The following is an 18,504-nucleotide window of genomic DNA, read 5'->3' as shown; positions in this document are numbered from 1 at the left end:
TAAGGCAACTAAACATCGCAAATAGTTACCCCTTGTTTTAATGCCGCAAGCTTATCTTCCCAACTGGGTACGAATTCTTGGGCAACATGACCCGTATATCCTGTTTCTAAGATGGCTTTCATGACTGCGGGATAAAAAATCTCTTGGGTTTCATCAATTTCATGGCGTCCAGGATTTCCTCCGGTATGGTAGTGCCCATAATATTGATGGTAATTTTGAATATTCCTGATAATATCTCCTTCCATGATTTGCATATGGTAGATATCATACAATAATTTAAAACTTTCGGAACCAATAGTTTCGCAAAGAGAGACGCCCCATTCAGAGGTGTCGCACATATAATCTTTGTGATTCACCTTGCTGTTCAAAAGTTCCATCTGTAAAACTACACCATGTTCTTCGGCTAAAGGCATAATTTCTTTTAGCCCCTTAGCACAATTGCGTAGGCCCACCATATCGTCCATACCGTTTCTGTTGCCACTAAAACAGATGAGATTGGTATAGCCGCCTGCAGCTACCAAAGGAATTACCCTTTTATAATCGGCTATAAGTTCTTCATGTAGCGAAGGGTCGTTCCATCCTTTCTCAATGCCCAATCCTGCACCCCAGCACATAGAGGCATGTATGTTGTATTTCTTGAGAAGCGGAAACTGTTCTGGATCGACTAAATCTATAGACCTAATGTCCAGTTTGTTCAATGCTTGTAAAAATTCTTCAAAAGGAATGGTTCCATAGCACCAATAACAAACACTATGATTAATATTGTATTTTAATTCGCTGGCTATTTCAGCTTTTTTGTTGTTTGCAGTGGCGGCCGATGTGGTAAGAAAACCCACGGAAGCGGCTGCGGAAGTTCCTATAAAGTTTCTTCTCTTCATTGATTTAAGTTGTTGAGTTCTTAAAGATAATTTTTTTAGATTTAAAAATGGATATAAATCCGGATAAGCAGAAATTAATAGAATTGGCGCACTATCGTATGTCTTTTGGAAAGTATAAAGGAAAGTATTTGGTAGACCTTCCTGAATCTTATTTAATCTGGTTTCAGCAAAAAGGATTCCCGGATGGTAAATTAGGAGATTTATTGCGGTCTATGTTAGAAATCAAAACAAATAGTCTTGAATCCATAATTCGGAAAATCCAAAAACATTTTCCAAAGTAAAGCCTTAAAGTTCTAACCTCAATTTGTAACTTTGTGTCCCGTAACATAGAATTCCACAAATGGCACAAACCAAATACATCTTCGTTACGGGAGGCGTTACTTCATCATTAGGAAAAGGTATTATTGCTGCATCCTTGGCGAAATTACTGCAGTCTCGCGGTTATAAGACTACTATTCAAAAACTGGATCCCTACATCAATGTAGATCCAGGAACGTTAAATCCTTACGAACATGGTGAGTGTTATGTTACCGATGATGGGGCAGAAACCGATTTGGATTTGGGTCACTATGAGCGTTTTTTAAATGTACGCACCTCACAAGCGAACAATGTAACTACAGGTAGAATTTACCAAAGCGTAATCGAAAAGGAGCGTCGGGGTGAATTTTTAGGAAAAACGGTTCAGGTTGTCCCCCATATTACAAACGAAATAAAGGAACGGGTTCAGTTATTGGGAAATAGCGGTGAATATGATATCGTTATTACCGAAATAGGAGGTACTGTTGGAGATATTGAGTCCCTTCCCTATATTGAGGCGGTACGGCAATTGTTGTGGGAATTAGGGGATAATAATGCAATCGTTATTCATTTGACGTTAGTGCCCTATCTTTCTGCCGCGGGTGAATTAAAGACGAAGCCTACACAGCATTCGGTTAAAACATTGATGGAGAGTGGAATAAAGGCTGATATTCTTGTGTGTAGGACCGAGCATGAAATTTCGGATGAAATCAAGGATAAATTGGCACTTTTCTGTAATGTAAAGCGCGAGGCCGTTATTCAAAGTATTGATGCTTCCACTATTTATGACGTTCCTATTCTAATGCAAGAAGAAGGTTTGGATACGGTAACCTTACAAAAATTGGCTTTACCGAATACGGTTGAGCCAGATTTAGACCGGTGGAACGAATTTTTGAAACGCCATAAGAATCCTAAAAATCAAGTGACCATTGGTCTGGTAGGTAAATATGTAGAATTACAGGATTCCTATAAATCGATTTTAGAAGCTTTTATACATGCAGGAGCATCGAATGAAGTTAAGGTCAACGTAAAGTCAATCCATTCTGAATATATTACGGCCGATAATTACGAGAGCAAATTAAAAGGTTTGGATGGTATTTTGGTGGCACCCGGTTTTGGGGAGCGTGGCATTGAGGGTAAGGTCAAAGCCGTGCAATTTGCACGGGAAATGAACATACCTTTTTTAGGAATTTGTTTGGGAATGCAAATGGCCGTCATCGAATACGCTCGTAACGTTCTAGGCCTTGCCGATGCAAACTCTACCGAGATGGACGAGAAGACCAAAGACCCGGTCATCAGTATTATGGAGGAGCAGAAGAATGTTACAGATAAAGGGGGTACTATGCGTTTGGGAGCGTGGGATTGTGAATTGAAAGATGGTAGTTTGGTGCAGCGAATTTATAATGGAGCTTCCCAGATTTCTGAACGCCACCGCCATAGATACGAATTCAACAATGCCTATAAGGAACAATTGGAAAATTCAGGATTAATTGCCACTGGTAAAAATGCTGCGACGAACTTGGTAGAAATAGTCGAATTAAAAAACCATCCTTGGTTTGTTGGAGTGCAATATCATCCAGAGTATAAAAGTACCGTTGCAAGCCCACATCCCTTATTTGTAGGTTTTGTAAAAGCAGCTTTGGAGCATAAAAAGGCACAATCTAATGCCACATTGGCATAAACTCCATATTTGGGCATATATTTGCTTTCTTGAAATTCAAATATTGCCAAATTAACATAGAAATACCACATGGAAGAAAAGAAATTTGATGTAAACTCCATCATAGGCTTTGTACTTATTTTTGGAATTCTCATTTTCATGTTTTACCAGAACCAACCTACTCCAGAAGAGTTGGCAGCAGAAAAGGCGAAACAAGAACAAATTGATGCCGCCAAGGCTTCGGAAACTTTAGAAAAAACATCTACAACTACACAAACTCCTCAACTAGATTTAGAAGATTCTACTGCCGTTGCCAATTACCAAGGCGCGTTAGGTGCATTTGGTTTTACTAAACCTTCCAATGATATAACTATTTTAGAGAATGATGTATTGCTTTTGAAAATTAGCAATAAAGGGGGGCAGGTTGTGGAAGCGAAAATGAAAAATTTTGTAACCTATGATTCCGTTCCCGTCTATCTAGTAAAAGACGGTAATTCATCTTTTGGATTGGACTTTTCAACTGCTGATAATCGTGTGTTAAATACAGCCGATCTTTTCTTTGAGCCCTCGCTAACGACTTCTAATGGGAATCAAGTACTTTCCTTAAAAGCGAAAACTTCTAATAACCAGTTTCTGGAGTATCGCTATGAAATGAAACCAAATGATTATTTGGTCGATTTTACGATTAGATCACAAGGTTTGAACGGGGTACTTAGTAATTCTAAACCCGTTAGTTTAGATTGGCAATTGAAGGGTATACGCCATTCTAAAAGTATCAAATACGAAAATCGATATACACGTTTGACCTATAATCATGAAGACGATAAAATAAGTAAATTGTCGGAAGGAAGCGATGATGAGGAAACTGAAGAAAATATAAAATGGATTTCTTATAGGCAGCACTTTTTCAGCAGCATTTTAGCTGCGGACGAACCTTTTAAAAGTGGAGTACTTAGTTCTAAAAATTTGGTAGAGGAGGAAAGCAGGACTTTTGGCTTTACCAAAGATTATGCTTCCGTTTTACAATTAGAGGTTGAGGGTGGCGAAATATCGAAAGATTTGCATTGGTTTTTTGGTCCGACCGATGTAAAAGTATTGTCCAACTACGAGACCCTGGGTCTGGATGATTCCATACCTTTTGGTTGGGGTATCTTTGGTTGGATCAATAGATATGTTTTTACGCCTTTTTATTCTTTATTAAGTGACTTCTTTCCTTATGGTGTCGCAATTATAATCATGACCATCTTGGTAAGGTTAGCTATGTCTCCAGTAACGTATAAGTCTTATTTATCCCAAGCTAAAATGAAGGTTTTAAAACCTGAAATTACTGAGCTAGGAGAAAAGTATAAGGATAACGCCATGAAAAAGCAGCAAGAAACCATGAAATTATATGGCAAGGCGGGAGTCAGCCCTATGAGTGGCTGCGTGCCGGCGATAATTCAAATGCCGATTTTCTATGCCTTGTTCATGTTTTTTCCAACATCTTTTGCTCTTAGGCAGAAATCGTTTTTATGGGCTGATGACCTTTCTTCTTTTGATACGATTTTTGAACTTCCGTTTTATATACCTTTATACGGTGATCATGTGAGTCTATTCCCAATTTTGGCCTCTATTGCCATCTTCTTTTACATGATGATGACTACAGGTCAAAATATGCCCACACAACCAGGTATGCCCAACATGAAATTCATTATGTACTTGATGCCTTTTATGATGTTATTTTTCTTTAACAACTATGCAAGTGGATTGAGTTTGTACTACTTCGTTTCTAACCTGATCACTATTGGTATCATGTTGGTCATCAAGAATTTTATCTTGGACAATGATAAGATACACGCCCAAATACAGGAGAACAAGAAGAAGCCTAAGAAGGAGAACAAGTTTCAGCGTAAAATGCGCGAGATGATGGAGCAAGCGGAAGCACAGAAAAAGAACTAAAAATAAGAAGTGTTCATTATTAAAAAAGCCCTTTCCAAAATGGAAAGGGCTTTTGCTTTTGATTAAGGTTTAGTTTGATAAGATTTGGGATGATAAAGATGTAGTTATTTTAAGGTATTTGAAAAACTTAGTTGCAAAGAAGTATTAATTGTATGCTAAAGGGGTGTATGTTGATGTTAGAATTTAATAATACTATTTTATCAACAATATAATGCGTAATTACTCTTCACAGCGCATAGCTTTTTTTACCTTAAAAACATTTAAAATCTCGTTTTACGATTCAGAAAGTTCAAACTTCGATAAAAAATCATATGCCAAAAATTGGTTATGTAATTTTGTAATTTTGTTACGACCAAATGGGACAAATGAAAAAAGTAGTAGTAGGACTTTCAGGAGGAGTGGATTCTAGTGTTGCCGCATACTTGTTAAAAGAGCAAGGCTATGAGGTTATTGGTCTTTTCATGAAGAATTGGCATGATGATTCCGTCACCATTTCTGAAGAATGTCCATGGTTAGAAGATAGCAACGATGCCCTTATTGTTGCAGAAAAATTGGGGATTCCGTTTCAGACCGTCGATTTAAGTGTGGAATACAAAGAACGTATTGTTGATTATATGTTCAAGGAATATGAAATGGGGCGCACCCCTAATCCCGACGTGCTCTGTAACCGCGAAATAAAGTTTGATGTATTTCTAAAAATTGCGATGCAGCTTGGGGCCGATTTTGTCGCAACGGGACATTACTGTAGAAAAGGAACCATACAAAATACGAATGGTTCTGAAACCTATCGATTGCTGTCAGGTAAAGATGATAATAAAGACCAGTCTTATTTTTTATGTCAGCTATCGCAAGAGCAATTGTCTAAAACTTTATTTCCAATTGGGGAATTGACCAAGCCACAAGTGAGAAAGATAGCTGCTGAAATGGGTTTGATTACGGCAGATAAAAAGGATTCACAAGGCTTATGTTTTATCGGAAAAGTTCGTTTGCCCGAATTTTTACAACAACAATTAAAACCAAAAAAAGGAAAAATAGTTGAAGTACCTGCTTCCGACACCCAATATAATAGACCTGTTCCCGAGTTTATCAATAAAGTATCAGAGCTTGAATTCTTCGCAGAGAAACCAGCTTATACACTATCCGATGGGAAAATAGTTGGAGAACATGACGGGGCCCATTATTTTACGAAAGGGCAACGTAAAGGCTTGCACGTGGGAGGTACCAAAGAACCTCTTTTTGTTATCGATACCGATGTTACCGAAAATATAATTTATACCGGGCAGGGTAAATCCCACCCAGGTCTATATCGACGCACCTTATTCGTTAAAGGTGAAGAAATTCATTGGGTGCGTCCTGATTTGGCGTTGAAAATCGATGAAAAATTAGAAATAAAGGCGCGCATCAGATACCGTCAAGAATTGCAAGATGCCACGTTGTATCGTGTTGAAGGAGGTATCTATGTCGATTTTAAGGAATTACAATCCGCTATTACCGAAGGGCAGTTTGTAGCTTGGTACATAGCTGATGAACTCATTGGTTCTGGCGTGATTTCCTAATCTTAAGAAAATTGATTTTGGATCGGTAGGTTCAATTCTTATGTCCATCTCCTAATTAAAACTTCGGAATGAAAAATAGAATAAAAGCACTTTTTCAAATCGAATTTCCTATAGTACAAGGAGGAATGGTCTGGACAAGTGGTTGGCGATTGGCCAGTGCAGTTTCCAATAATGGTGGTTTGGGAGTTATTGGTGCAGGTAGTATGTATCCTGATGTTTTACGGCAGCATATTCAAAAATGTAAAGCTGCAACAAATCATTCTTTTGCGGTTAATGTTCCTATGCTGTATCCAGATTTGGAGAGCTTAATGGAAGTTATAGTCGAGGAAGATGTGAAAATTGTAATTACCTCTGCTGGAAACCCGAAGACTTGGACCCCTTATTTTCAAGAACGAGGAATTACGGTGGTACACGTAGTTAGCAGCCTTAAATTTGCTTTAAAAGCACAGGAAGCTGGCGTTGATGCCGTGGTTGCCGAAGGATTTGAAGCTGGTGGACATAATGGTCGTGATGAAACAACGACCATGGTATTGATTCCGTCGATCAAGGAGAAAATTACCATTCCCTTAATTGCTGCCGGAGGAATTGCCACGGGTAGGGCCATGCTTGCCGCCATGATTCTTGGTGCGGATGGTGTGCAGGTTGGCAGTAGATTTGTGGCCAGTACCGAAGCTTCCAATCATACCAATTTTAAGGATAAGGTAGTGGCGGCACAGGAAGGGGACACCCATTTGACCTTAAAGGAATTGGCACCTGTGCGATTATTGAAGAACAAATTTTATCAAGAAGTACAAAATGCATATGCGCAAGGAGCTTCAATAGATGACCTAAAAAACCTTTTGGGCCGGGGCAGGGCAAAAAAAGGAATGTTTTTGGGTGATATTGAAGACGGCGAACTAGAAATAGGTCAAGTAGCAGCTTTGATACATGACATAAAGCCAGCCGGCCAAATTATAAAAGAGATGATTGCCGAATATAATGCAGCGAAAAAGGATATAATTAATTTATAACTTAAACACCTTCTCCGGTAACTACTGCTTTTTTATTTTTCAGGCTTCCTAAATATTCCACCAAGTCACGTAGTTCCCTTCTTGAAATCATACGTCCCATTGGTGGCATTGAAGACATCGAATTTTCTCTTTTTGCAATTCTTCTTATTGGAATTTCCATGGGTTCCGCCTCAGAAGTTCTGAGCAACAGATCATTTTTACGTTCCTCGATTAAAACCCCTTGTACTTTTTGTCCATCTGTTAAGGTAAGGGTTACCGATCCATAGCCTGGAGCTAGTCTTGCGCTTGGCTCTATGAGTGCTTCCAAAATCTGTTTTCTGGTTAAAACGTTAGCAATATTATCCAATGCCGGGCCTACTTCACCACCAGAGCCGTCTACGGCATGACAGCGAACACATTGTGCCGTAGGGTTATTATTGAACACCGTCCTACCAGCCCACCAACTACCGCCATGCAATGTTTCTTGAAAAGAGTCAGCGGTATATCCTGCTTTTTTCAGTTTTCCTAATTGAGCGATCAATTTTGGATTCTCGGTCGCATTTACAGATTCCATGAGATCCAAAATAATACCCTGTTCCAGTTGGTCTTTACTAGCTTTGTCGATCAGGCTGGCCAATATGGTATTACTATTTTCCTCAGGAAGATCACCCAAGACATTTAGCATTTGTTGCTGTTCTGAAATAGACCCATTTTTAAAGATAGGGCCAACAATGGCCGGTAGCTTTTCTTTGGGTAAGTTTAATACCCCTAAAAGGCCAACAGCGGCGGTGCGTACTTTTTCGCTCGAATCGCGCATGCCGGCCACCATTGCGGCCTCCATTCTGCCGAAGTCTAAATTACCCAAGGTAGTCAGAACCTCGGCCCGTACTTCGGGAGATTTGTTGGTCTTGAAGATCCTATACAGTTCATCGTTATAAGTGTCTATTCCGATAGCGCTGATCGTTTTGGAAATACCGATAAGAATTTCTGGATTTTGATCTTCCAAGAAGATGGGAATATCCTTTTCAATCTTTTCCCGCAGTTGACTTCCTTCCCGAATTACTTCTCCTCTATATCTACCATCTACCCTGTCCAATACAGAAGGTTTGTTCCAGGTTCCCAAAGCTGCTAAAGCTTCGCCGCGCAATGTATTCGAAACGGTTTCTCTTTTGGCAAAGTTTATCAATAAACCTAATTCTTCTTCACCACCGACCCTAAGTGCGGCATTGATCGCTCTTCTCAACAAGGGTTCTGAGGTGTAATCTTCATTCTTTAAGGTAGCCGCTAAAGCGGGCAATGCTGGCTCAATAGACCAATCGTCATTAATGGCCCTTGCAGTTTCCGTAACAATATATTCATCGCTGTCGGATAAAAACACATCAATTTTAGGTTCTTGTAATTTTCTCAATACCAACACGGCGGCAAGTCGTAGACTTCTATTCTCATTGTTGGCAAGTGCTAGGATAGGTTCCGTTTTTCCAATTCTAGAAAGTGCAAGTACTGCGGCATGTCTCAAGTATAGATCTTGATCATTATTGGCGGTAATCATCTCCAATAATGGGTCGATCGCTTTTTCATAGGCCAATCTACCCAAAGCTTGTGCGGCAAAGAATTTTACGCGATCATTTTCGTGAGCCGTTAATGGAATCAATTGATCGGCTGAAGGAGCATATTTCAAATCGCCCAGCACTTTAGCACTTTGTGCAATAATCTCTGGATCATTATCATTTAATAATGCAAGTAAAGGAGATGCTTTACTCTTGTTTTCGGCCGCTATTTGCCCAATTCCCCAAATGGCATGAATTCGTGCCAATTGATTCTCTTCTTCTGTAAGTACTTTTTCTAATGCCCGGTAGCCCCAAAAGGTTCTTTTGGCCAATTCGAACTGCGCTTTTTGACGAATACGCATGTCTCCATAACTCAATAGGCTTACCAAATTGTCGGTATCGTCATCTTCGTAATTATGGGTCATTAATTTTTGGGTTTCCAAGCGTTCCTGTTCTAGATCATTGGTGCTTTCGGTGACATCTAATTTCCAAACCCTGCCAAAATCTTTGCTTCCCCATCCGTTGATCCAATCGGCTAAATATAAGGCACCATCAGGACCAAAATCGATACCTGTGGGTAGCACTCCGGTTAAGATGGATTCATCGGTATTTAAATCGAACGATGCACCTTTGGGTTTAAGGTCAAATGCCCAAATATGGGAACGGCTAGGATCCCCGACAAATTCTACCAAAAAGAATTTATCAATCCATTTTTTACCTAAAGCGGCTCCTGGATTGAATCGCATTCCTGTCGGGCCGTTATGGAAATTCTGGATTGGAGGTATGATGTACGCTGCTTGACCTTCCCAACGTGGCACGAAGAGTTTTTCATCCATCCAAACATTGTATCCATTGTTATTAGAGTCTGTGTATTTGCCATACTGCCAGTTGGCACGCCAGCCAGCATCTGACCCCTCTACAATATGGACGAGACGCTCGCTTTCGCCTTTGTGGTCACCATCGTTATCGGATGAAATAATGTTTCCATACGCATCAAAAACAAATTCGTGGGTGTTACGAAGTCCGTGGGCGAAAACCTCAAAATTACTGCCATCAGGATTACTTCTAACGATTACACCTTGATTAGGATATTTATGGTTAACCCCATCTTTATCGGTAACATTTGCTCCAATATCTCCTATACCCCAATAAATCTTTCCGTCGGGACCTTCTATGGCACCTGACATACCGTGACCCCCAAAACCTATATGCACACCAAAACCGGTCGCAATACTTGTTTTATCATCTAAAATCTCATCCCCGTTAGAATCTTTCAAACGGTACATATCAGGACCGATACCTAAAAAAATATCGTTATCCCTTACCAAAAGCGCACCGGCCTGATCGTTTACTTCGTCATTGAAATCGTTTAAAATCTGTGTAGATATATCTGCGATGCCATCTCCATCCAAATCTGATAACTTCCAAATTTCATCTTGCTCAACGGTTAGGTCATGCCAATCATGAATACTATCGTTATTCAGATCTGGAAACCATTCATTTTGTTTGCTAAGTTCTGGTGCAAAAGTTTTGTGTAAGAATGCCCTTCTTTCCTCCACGGTTTCCAAAGCGATTGATTCTGTCATCCAGTCCCTATGCCCTCGAATATCGAATTCAGAGTTTTTATTACGGTTAGAGCGGGTTATATAAATGTTTCCTTCATCATCGATATCCATCGCAATTGGGTCTGGCGCTAATGAATCTGAAGCCCAAAGACTTAATTTTAAACCATCCGCCACTTCTGCCGAAACGCTTTCACGAGCAAGTTTGACCGTTGCTACAATAGCGGTGCTGTCTTCTAAGATCACCAATGGGGTTTGAATAGGCTTTTTGGTTTCGCAGGAAAAAGTAAGAAGTGTTAAGGTTAAAATACCAACGAGGGACTTTTTAAATGACATCAATATAATTTTTGAATTATTTAGGTCTTAAATGTAACGATTATTGTAATTAATCAATAGTGAAAATTCTTGGCATTTTAAATATGAATTAATTAGTTAGGATTATATTTTTTTTTGTTTTTTAAAATATTAAGTCCAATGCATATAAACTAAATTTTAAAACTTACTCTATATTTGAAAAACATCAAAACAATTAAATATGAATAGTATAAAATCAGGCCTGATTTTTATTTTGCTCTTTGTCTTAAATTTTGGCGCGATAAAGGCTCAAGAAGGACATCCATTAGAAGGAAAATGGAATTTGACCATTACTCAAGAAGGAAAGGAGCTGCCCGCATGGTTAGAGATCAGGCATTCGGGGAACAATACGCTTATTGGTAGGTTTACGTATGCTTTTGGTAGCGCAAGACCAATTGCTGAGGTTAAGAAGTACGGAGATATATTTTACTTTGAAATACCACCACAATGGGAGCCAGGTGCGGCCAATATGGAGTTCGAAGGAAAATTGGTGGGTAATGGACTTGAGGGCACAATGATTTATACGGATGGTAAAACGTATAATTGGACAGCGACCAAATCCCCAAAGTTGGAGTATTATACGAATACAAAAATGGGTAAGACCATTTCATTGTTCAACGGAAAGAATTTGGAGGGGTGGAAAGTAGTACCAGAAAACCAATGGGAAGTCGTAGATGGGATATTGACAAGTCCTAAACCTGGTGTTAATTTAATATCCGAAGAAAAATTCAAGGATTTTAAACTTCACGCCGAGTTTCGCTATCCTGAAGAAAGTAATAGTGGTTTATACCTAAGAGGACGGTATGAAATACAGATTGCGGATAATATGGGTTTTGAACCTGAATCCATTTATTTTGGAGGCATTTACGGCCTTCTTTCCCCAAATGAAAATGTAGCAATGAAGGCGGGGGAGTGGCAAAGTTTTGATGTTACTCTAATAGGTAGAAGAGTCACTATTGTAGCCAATGGAAAAACCATTATATCGAACCAAAATATCGATAGTATGACCGGTGGGGCTTTGGATAATAATGAAGCCGAGGCGGGACCAATTATGATTCAAGGAGATCACGGTACGGTAGAATTCAGGAAATTGGATATAACTCCAATAACGAAAGGATAATTCTATATATCAACCAATAAAAAAGCCTCCAAAACTGGAGGCTTTTTTGTTTATTAATCTTCCCAGTTTAATTGGGTTATTAGTGCTAGTGCCTTTTCTTCTTCGTCCATATGCACATAAATTTCTATCAATTCTGGTAATGGTGAACCGAAACCAGCTAAGCGGGCCGATTCAGTTTCGTCTTTGAGTATGGGCTCGATGTCATTATCCTTTAAGGTAAGTTCAACCCTATGCGCCTCAATACTGTTTCCGCCAAAAACTTTTTTATAGTTTGAATCCATAATCTTTATTGTATGCTTTTATTTAAATCTTGTAAATAGTTGTTGAAATTACTAAAAGTAGCCGTCAATACTTTAATTTGCTCTTGTGCTTCTTTCCAATTTTTTTGTTCGATGGCTTCTCGGACACCGGGAAGCGTTTTTACGCCGTATCCTGTATAGAACCCAGGTGCATAGATCTGATGCTTGAACCAAGGTCTTCTTGGAAGTCCTTTTTCAGAAATCAGCATACGCTCAGCTTGCATCAATTTTTCGTTCAATTCCTCTTTTTTTTCTTTTGACAGTTTTGAAGTATCGAAACCTTGAAAGGTGTCAATACTTTCTTTAAGTGCTACTAACTCATTCTGCAATGGTGAAAAGTCTATGAACGGAACTATGTCTTTTTTAACCGCTTTCTTGTATTCTTTCGTTGGGTCTGCCGCTAATTGGTAAGCATTCTGATCGACCAATTTATTATGTAATTTTACTTCTTTACGCATTGATTCGGTTTCTTTGATAATTTCATCCAAATAACCGGATACAGTTGAATGCCATTGATCAAAATTCAAGGGAATGATATCTGCATTTGCCAAACGAAGGGTTATAAGACCAGCAGTATTGGCCAAGGCCACACCATAAGCGAATTCTGGATCTTTAAACCTTTTGTAATGTGGGTACGTATCATAAATCGTGTGATACTCACCGCCACCGCTTTCGCCGCCAAAACCCAAGTTCAATGCAGCAATACCGGCATGTTGAAGAAAAGGGGTGTAATCAGAACCTGAACCTAAAGCGTACAGGTCAAAAGAATCGTCACCACCATTGACCATATTTGCGGCAATTCTTCGCTCTTTTACAGATACTTGTGTCTGTGGATCTGTTATGGTACCTGCAACCTCGCCGACCATTGCCTGAAGGGAATGTGAACCACCCACACCAAGAAATCCGCGTGCGTTACCATCGGTATTGATATAGGCTACCACTTTTTCCTGAAGTTCCTTTTGATGATCCTCTACCCATTCTGTAGAACCTATGAGTCCGGGTTCTTCAGCATCCCAAGCACAATATACAATGGTGCGTTTTGGTTTTTGACCTTTTTTAGCAAGTTCACCTACGGCACGTGCTTCCTCCATTAGGGCAACCATACCACTTACAGGATCGTTCGCTCCATGAACCCAAGCATCATGATGATTACCGCGCATTACCCATTGATCAGGAAATTCAGATCCTTTTAAAGTTGCGATGACATTATGCGCAGGTACCAGTTTCCAATCGAACGCAAGTTTTAAGTGCACTTTGGCAGGACCTGGTCCGATATGATAGGTAATAGGCAAACCACCTCGCCAAGACTCTGGAGCTACGGTACCCTCCAAGGCTTCAAGAAGGGGTTGTGCATCCTCATATGAAATGGGTAATACTGGGATTTTAGTAATGGTCGGCGCATCTTTTCGATCTAATCGTTTCACGTCTTTCGTGGCTCCGTAGCCCGGGGTCAATACATCACCGGGATAGGTTGGCATATCCATCACAGAACCCCGTTGTACTCCCGTTTTGTTTTTATAGGCTCCTTTAGGATATACATCGCCTTGTCCATAACCATCATCTTCTGGATCGGAATAAATAATACAACCAATAGCTCCTTTTTCGGCGGCCAATTTTGGCTTGATCCCCCTCCAAGAACCTTGGTATTTCGCAATAACGATTTTACCTTCAACACTAATGCCAAGTTTTTCAAGTTCCTCATAATCTTTAGGAATTCCGTAATTGACAAAAACCAGCTCGGCTTCCACATCGCCATCAATTGAAAAAGCATTGTAACTGGGTAGTAAAGCCTCGCCCTGTGCTGTGTAAGGATCACCTTCTACAGGAACAGCTGTTAGTTTAGCCTTATATGAAGTTGGTCCTGTCAGTTCTAAAACGCGTTCTGTAGGGTAGGGGAATAGGATGTCATAGGTTTCGATTTTGGCATCATACCCCCATGATTTGAAAAGGCCTTGAATCCATTTTGCATTTTTTTCACCATACTCTGTTCCGACCCAATGGGGTTCCGCCGCCATTTGTTGCATCCATTTATCGAGGTTGGTAGCGCTGAGCTTTTCTTCAAAAGATTTTTCAAGTTCCAGTTCTTTAGTCGCGTTTTCAGGAGAAAACCCAATAATCGTATTTTGCGAAAGGCCTAAATAGAATGATAATAGAAAGAGGGAAGTTAGTATTGGTTTCATGATTTTTAATTAAAGATTTCAAGTTTAGTTTGTTTGTAAATTGATGGTTGTGCCGTTGTTAGCACTGTTTATAGCTGCTTGAAGAATTTCCATGACAACTATATTATTCTCTAATGTATAAACATTATATGGTTCTAATTTTAATCCTCCATTTATGACTGCGGCAAAAACAGAAAACGGATCATTAAAAGGCTCTGGTCTTTCATTGAAAAATAAGGTCTCTTCTGTGAAATCACTATAACCTTTAGAAAGCCTAACCCTTAACTGGATGGGATTATCTGAATAAATTACACCTTTTGTACCATACAGTTCCATATCCTTTCTACCAATGGGCCAATTCCAAGAAGGTTCTAATAGGGCCATTTCATTTTCATAAGTTAAAATTATAGTGGCATCATCCTCAACATTGGGATTGTTCTCAGGCTGTAGTTGTTGTTTAACGGCTGTTACGGTGCGTGGTTTTTTTCCTTTCATTAACCATGTCATCAGGTTCGCACCATAGCAGCCAAAATCCATTAGGGCACCACCACCATTTAATTCCTCGTCTGTCAACCATTCTAAAAATTCTTTGGAAACCCCAATTTTTTTAGGCCCTTTGTGGCCATCACGTATGATAACTTTACGTAAATCACCAATGGTGCCTTCTTCTAAAAGTTGGTTGGCCTTCACGTTTGTTTCATACCAAGAGGTTTCATAATTGGTGAGTACATGAATGTTATATTTTTTGGATAATGCCTCGATTTTCTTGACATCGGCAAAACTGGTAGCTAACGGTTTTTCGACCATAACATGTATTCCATTCGGAGCACATTTTTCAACAACATTAAGATGGTCTTTAATATTTCCGAAAGCGGCAATTGCATCGGGTCGTACTGCGGAAATCAACTCATCCATAGTATCGAAAACAATATTCATTGAGAAACCGTATTCTTTTGATAGTCTAGTAGCTAACTCTTTGTTGGTTTCAACAATGCCGACCACATTTATGTCGGTCTGCTTTTCACGACCAAGAATCCATCCCACATGACCATGTGTCAAACCTGCGACCCCTAATCTTAATGGCTTCTCTTGCGCTGTTGCATGTATAGAACATAGCATTATGTAAAGGAGAAATAGATATTTTTTCATTTTAAACTATTTTAATGATCGGACCAAGAATGATTAATGACTATTTTGCTCGGTCAAATTAGAACTTATAGTGAAGTTAAAGGTGCTTCCCTCATTTTCTTCGGATTCTACCCATATTCTTCCTTTGTGCAGATCAATTACTCTTTTGCAGCTATATAATCCTATTCCTGATCCTGAAAATTCACTTTGGTTGTGTAACCTATGAAAGGCGTTAAATATGTTTCCTTTCTGTATTTCAGGAATGCCAATACCGTTATCTTCAATGCTAAACATGTAGTAACCTGGTCGGGTATCTGAATGTATTGAAATTATGGGTTCTTTTTTAGTAGACCTGAATTTTAGAGCATTATCCAATAAATTTTGAAAAAGCATTCTTATTTCTCTTTCACTTCCTACAATTTTAGGCATCTCGCCAATTTTAATGATGGCTTTGGTTTCTTTTATTATTTCCGATAAATCACTTAGAACCTGCTCTAAGATCTCTCTACAATCGATCGTTCTCATTTGATTGGAATTACCTATTTCAGCATATTCTAGAAGACTATGCACTAAATTCGTCATTCGAAACGAATTACCTTGAAGGTGTTTTAAATAACCGGCAAGATTTTCTCCATTGGCCAACTGCGGCTTTTTTTGAAGTTCTTTGGCTATAGAGTTAATATTACTTAGCGGAGTTTTTAAATCATGGGTTACAATAAAAGTGAATTCCTCGATCTGTTTATTTTTTACGCTTAATTCGTGGTTTAAAATAGATAATTTTTTGTTTTGGTCCTTTAAGTTAGATTGCGCCTCTTTTAATGCTATCTCATTGGAAATTAGATTTTTATTGTTTTTTTCTAGAGCGTTCGTATACGTTCTGGTTTTTGTTTCATCATACATAAGAAATGTCAAGGAAAGCCAAGCTAATGAGGCTATAAACACAACAATTTCATCATAGGGTAAATTTATTGTACCTAATAGTGGTCCATACATGGTGATATAAATAGTAGGTAGAATAAAAGCTAAAACATCATATACCATAATGATGATTCTTAATTTAGGATTTTCTCGATATACGATAAATGTCAAAAAGGTCATGGTGGCTATACCGACTCCCTGGCCAAAAAAACCTCCTACCAGGCATATGGTCATCCCAAACATGGTGGGTGACATTGTTGTCATGTATATCCTAGTAGCCGAGAATAAGTTTAGGCGATTTAGGACAAGACCTATTCCAAAACCAATGGTGATGACGAAAGTTATTAGTTGTTCAATAAATGAACCAAAAATAACGGTACCAAGAAAGACTACAAATGCGCATGAGGTAGATATTAGTGTAATCAGACCAAAAACGTCTAATAATATGTCTTCTTCGGTAACTGAGTTTTGTTTAGAATTTTTTTCTACAGCCACATTTTTGTTTTTAAAACAATGTTTGATAAAATTTATTAAACCTTCGAATCCTGAGAATTAATAGATAATAGAGCTTAATCTTGATGAATAGATTTAAATTTTCTTAAATATAAGAAAGTCGTATAGTGAATACTAAGATTTTATATAAATTAAAAAAGACACAGTTTTGTGTCTTTTTTAATGCTTGAATTAAAGTTAATCCGTTACTATCAATTAGTGAAGAAACTAATTAAAGCTCCATAGGGATTTCCATCACTAAAACCTTGGCGGCTGTAAGTGCATTGATTGTAAAGGAATCGGTATCCCATATTCCAAATCCGTCTCTTTTGTTCAAATGCTGGTCATTGATCTTTAGTTCACCTTCGAGAACAAATATATAGACACCGTTTCCTTCTTTTTTAAGGGAATAGGTATCGGATTTTCCCTGTTCAAAATTTCCTAAATGAAACCAAGCATCCTGATGTATCCAAACTCCTTGATCTTCTGGGTCTGGAGATAGTATCTGGTACAAGCTATTTTTTGATTCTATATTCTTTATGGATATTTGATCGTAACGTGGGGTCACATTTTTCTTGTTCGGAAATACCCATATCTGAAGAAATTTAACCTGTTCATCCTGATTTTTATTGAATTCACTATGTGACACACCTGTTCCTGCACTCATTACCTGTACATCTCCCTCCCTTATTACAGTAGAGTTGCCCATGTCGTCCATATGCTGAAGATCACCTTCTAATGGAATGGAAATAATTTCCATATTGTTATGCGGGTGGGTTCCAAAACCCCTACCAGCAGCGACTGTGTCATCGTTAAGTACTCTTAATGCCCCAAAATTCATACGCTCAGCATTGTGGTAATTCGCAAAACTGAAACTGTGATAAGAATTTAACCATCCGTGATCAGCATGGCCTCTTGTGTCTGCTCTATGTAAAACCGTTTTCATTGTCAATCTATTCTTTAGCTTGAATAGTCGTAATTAACCGAAAAACTTTACAGTATATAGATCTGTTTAAAGCATTTGAGTTTTATGACATAGCTTCGTAATTGATTCATTCGACAGACTCTTTGACCCAAGTGAATCACAGGGTAATTTTATCCATACATTAACGTTATTGACAAAAAAAAAGCATTCATGACAAAACCAGTTGTTTTTCTACTTCTAGTATTTTTCACTATACATATACAGGCCCAAAATAGTTCTGATGCAGCAAAGCATATCGGGGCCGGAATAGTGATTGGGGGAGTGGGAGGATACGCCGCCCATAAATTGTTCGAGGGACGGCGAGGTTGGACGTGGGCCGGAGCCGTTGGGAGCAGTGTGGCTGCAGGTCTTGCGAAAGAGGGCTTATACGATAAGCCACGGGGAGCCGCTTGGGAAACAAAGGATGTGCTTTACACCACTTTAGGAGGTGTAATATCAGGCATGGCACTCGATGTACTGCTTAGGGATAGTAGAAGAAGAAGTGGTGGAGGCCGGGGTAAAAATTGTGGTTGTTTGGTCGTTCAATTCGATGATAAGGAAAATGATGTTTTGCCGCTATATAATCAAAATGGATCAGGAGACATCGCTTCTGCATTGCAAGCTTCCTATTTATTGAACTAGT

14 protein-coding genes are annotated in these 18,504 nt (G+C 39.0%); 7 read left to right on the top strand and 7 right to left on the bottom strand.

The genetic code is table 11. The features are described from left to right. Nucleotides 1-8: 8 nt before the first annotated feature. A complete protein-coding gene (locus tag ACNR9Q_RS15840; protein WP_419212201.1) occupies nt 9-878 on the bottom strand; it encodes a hydroxypyruvate isomerase family protein in 870 nt (289 codons plus the stop codon). 47 nt (nt 879-925) lie between these two features. On the opposite strand from ACNR9Q_RS15840, the gene ACNR9Q_RS15835 reads away from it, so the two are divergent. The 5 genes from ACNR9Q_RS15835 to ACNR9Q_RS15815 all read left to right on the top strand — a co-directional run bounded on the left by ACNR9Q_RS15835 (nt 926) and on the right by ACNR9Q_RS15815 (nt 7,339). Further along, entirely contained in the window at nt 926-1,159 is a 234-nt protein-coding gene (locus ACNR9Q_RS15835; RefSeq protein ID WP_419212200.1) for a DUF3820 family protein, read from the top strand. Between the two features lie 59 nt (nt 1,160-1,218). Beyond that, entirely contained in the window at nt 1,219-2,856 is a 1,638-nt protein-coding gene (locus ACNR9Q_RS15830; protein WP_419212199.1) for a CTP synthase, read from the top strand. Nucleotides 2,857-2,925: 69 nt separating this feature from the next. After that, nucleotides 2,926-4,773, top strand: a complete 1,848-nt coding sequence (gene yidC / locus ACNR9Q_RS15825) for a membrane protein insertase YidC (RefSeq protein WP_419212198.1) — start codon at nt 2,926-2,928, stop codon at nt 4,771-4,773. 365 nt (nt 4,774-5,138) lie between these two features. Then, complete coding sequence (mnmA, locus tag ACNR9Q_RS15820) at nt 5,139-6,329, top strand: tRNA 2-thiouridine(34) synthase MnmA (RefSeq protein ID WP_419212197.1); 1,191 nt, start codon at nt 5,139-5,141, stop codon at nt 6,327-6,329. Nucleotides 6,330-6,397: 68 nt separating this feature from the next. Next, nucleotides 6,398-7,339, top strand: coding sequence for an NAD(P)H-dependent flavin oxidoreductase (locus ACNR9Q_RS15815; RefSeq protein WP_419212196.1), 942 nt, complete (start codon nt 6,398-6,400; stop codon nt 7,337-7,339). Nucleotide 7,340: 1 nt separating this feature from the next. Here the strand turns inward: ACNR9Q_RS15815 and ACNR9Q_RS15810 are convergent, their stop codons facing one another. Continuing rightward, entirely contained in the window at nt 7,341-10,763 is a 3,423-nt protein-coding gene (locus ACNR9Q_RS15810; protein ID WP_419212195.1) for a HEAT repeat domain-containing protein, read from the bottom strand. A 199-nt stretch (nt 10,764-10,962) separates the two neighbouring features. Between ACNR9Q_RS15810 and ACNR9Q_RS15805 the strand changes: the two genes are divergently transcribed. Beyond that, nucleotides 10,963-11,901: a 3-keto-disaccharide hydrolase gene (locus ACNR9Q_RS15805; RefSeq protein ID WP_419212194.1), complete on the top strand. Its 939-nt coding sequence runs from the start codon at nt 10,963-10,965 to the stop codon at nt 11,899-11,901. Between the two features lie 53 nt (nt 11,902-11,954). On the opposite strand, the gene ACNR9Q_RS15800 is transcribed toward ACNR9Q_RS15805, so the two are convergent. The 5 genes from ACNR9Q_RS15800 to ACNR9Q_RS15780 form a co-directional block, all read right to left on the bottom strand. Beyond that, nucleotides 11,955-12,182, bottom strand: a complete 228-nt coding sequence (locus ACNR9Q_RS15800; protein WP_419212193.1) for a DUF2007 domain-containing protein — start codon at nt 12,180-12,182, stop codon at nt 11,955-11,957. Nucleotides 12,183-12,187: 5 nt separating this feature from the next. After that, nucleotides 12,188-14,380 (bottom strand): transferrin receptor-like dimerization domain-containing protein, encoded by a 2,193-nt coding sequence (locus ACNR9Q_RS15795; RefSeq protein WP_419212192.1) that lies wholly within the window; start codon nt 14,378-14,380, stop codon nt 12,188-12,190. A gap of 24 nt (nt 14,381-14,404) precedes the next feature. Then, the gene (locus ACNR9Q_RS15790; RefSeq protein WP_419212191.1) at nt 14,405-15,508 is read right to left on the bottom strand and encodes a Gfo/Idh/MocA family protein; all 1,104 of its coding nucleotides are present in this window, start codon (nt 15,506-15,508) and stop codon (nt 14,405-14,407) included. A gap of 33 nt (nt 15,509-15,541) precedes the next feature. Further along, complete coding sequence (locus ACNR9Q_RS15785) at nt 15,542-16,900, bottom strand: sensor histidine kinase (RefSeq protein WP_419212190.1); 1,359 nt, start codon at nt 16,898-16,900, stop codon at nt 15,542-15,544. A gap of 229 nt (nt 16,901-17,129) precedes the next feature. Then, the gene (locus tag ACNR9Q_RS15780; RefSeq protein ID WP_419212189.1) at nt 17,130-17,843 is read right to left on the bottom strand and encodes a pirin family protein; all 714 of its coding nucleotides are present in this window, start codon (nt 17,841-17,843) and stop codon (nt 17,130-17,132) included. Between the two features lie 189 nt (nt 17,844-18,032). Here ACNR9Q_RS15780 and ACNR9Q_RS15775 point away from each other — a divergent pair, with 189 nt between their 5' ends. Next, nucleotides 18,033-18,503 carry a hypothetical protein gene (locus ACNR9Q_RS15775; RefSeq protein ID WP_419212188.1) on the top strand — a complete coding sequence of 157 codons (471 nt, stop codon included), beginning with the start codon at nt 18,033-18,035 and terminating at the stop codon, nt 18,501-18,503. The last annotated feature ends 1 nt before the right edge of the window (nt 18,504 follow it).

The organism is Maribacter sp. X9 (genome assembly GCF_048537565.1).
Taxonomy (GTDB): domain Bacteria; phylum Bacteroidota; class Bacteroidia; order Flavobacteriales; family Flavobacteriaceae; genus Maribacter.
Note: the sequence above shows the minus strand (reverse complement) of the source record. Positions and strands in the feature narration are given on the sequence as shown.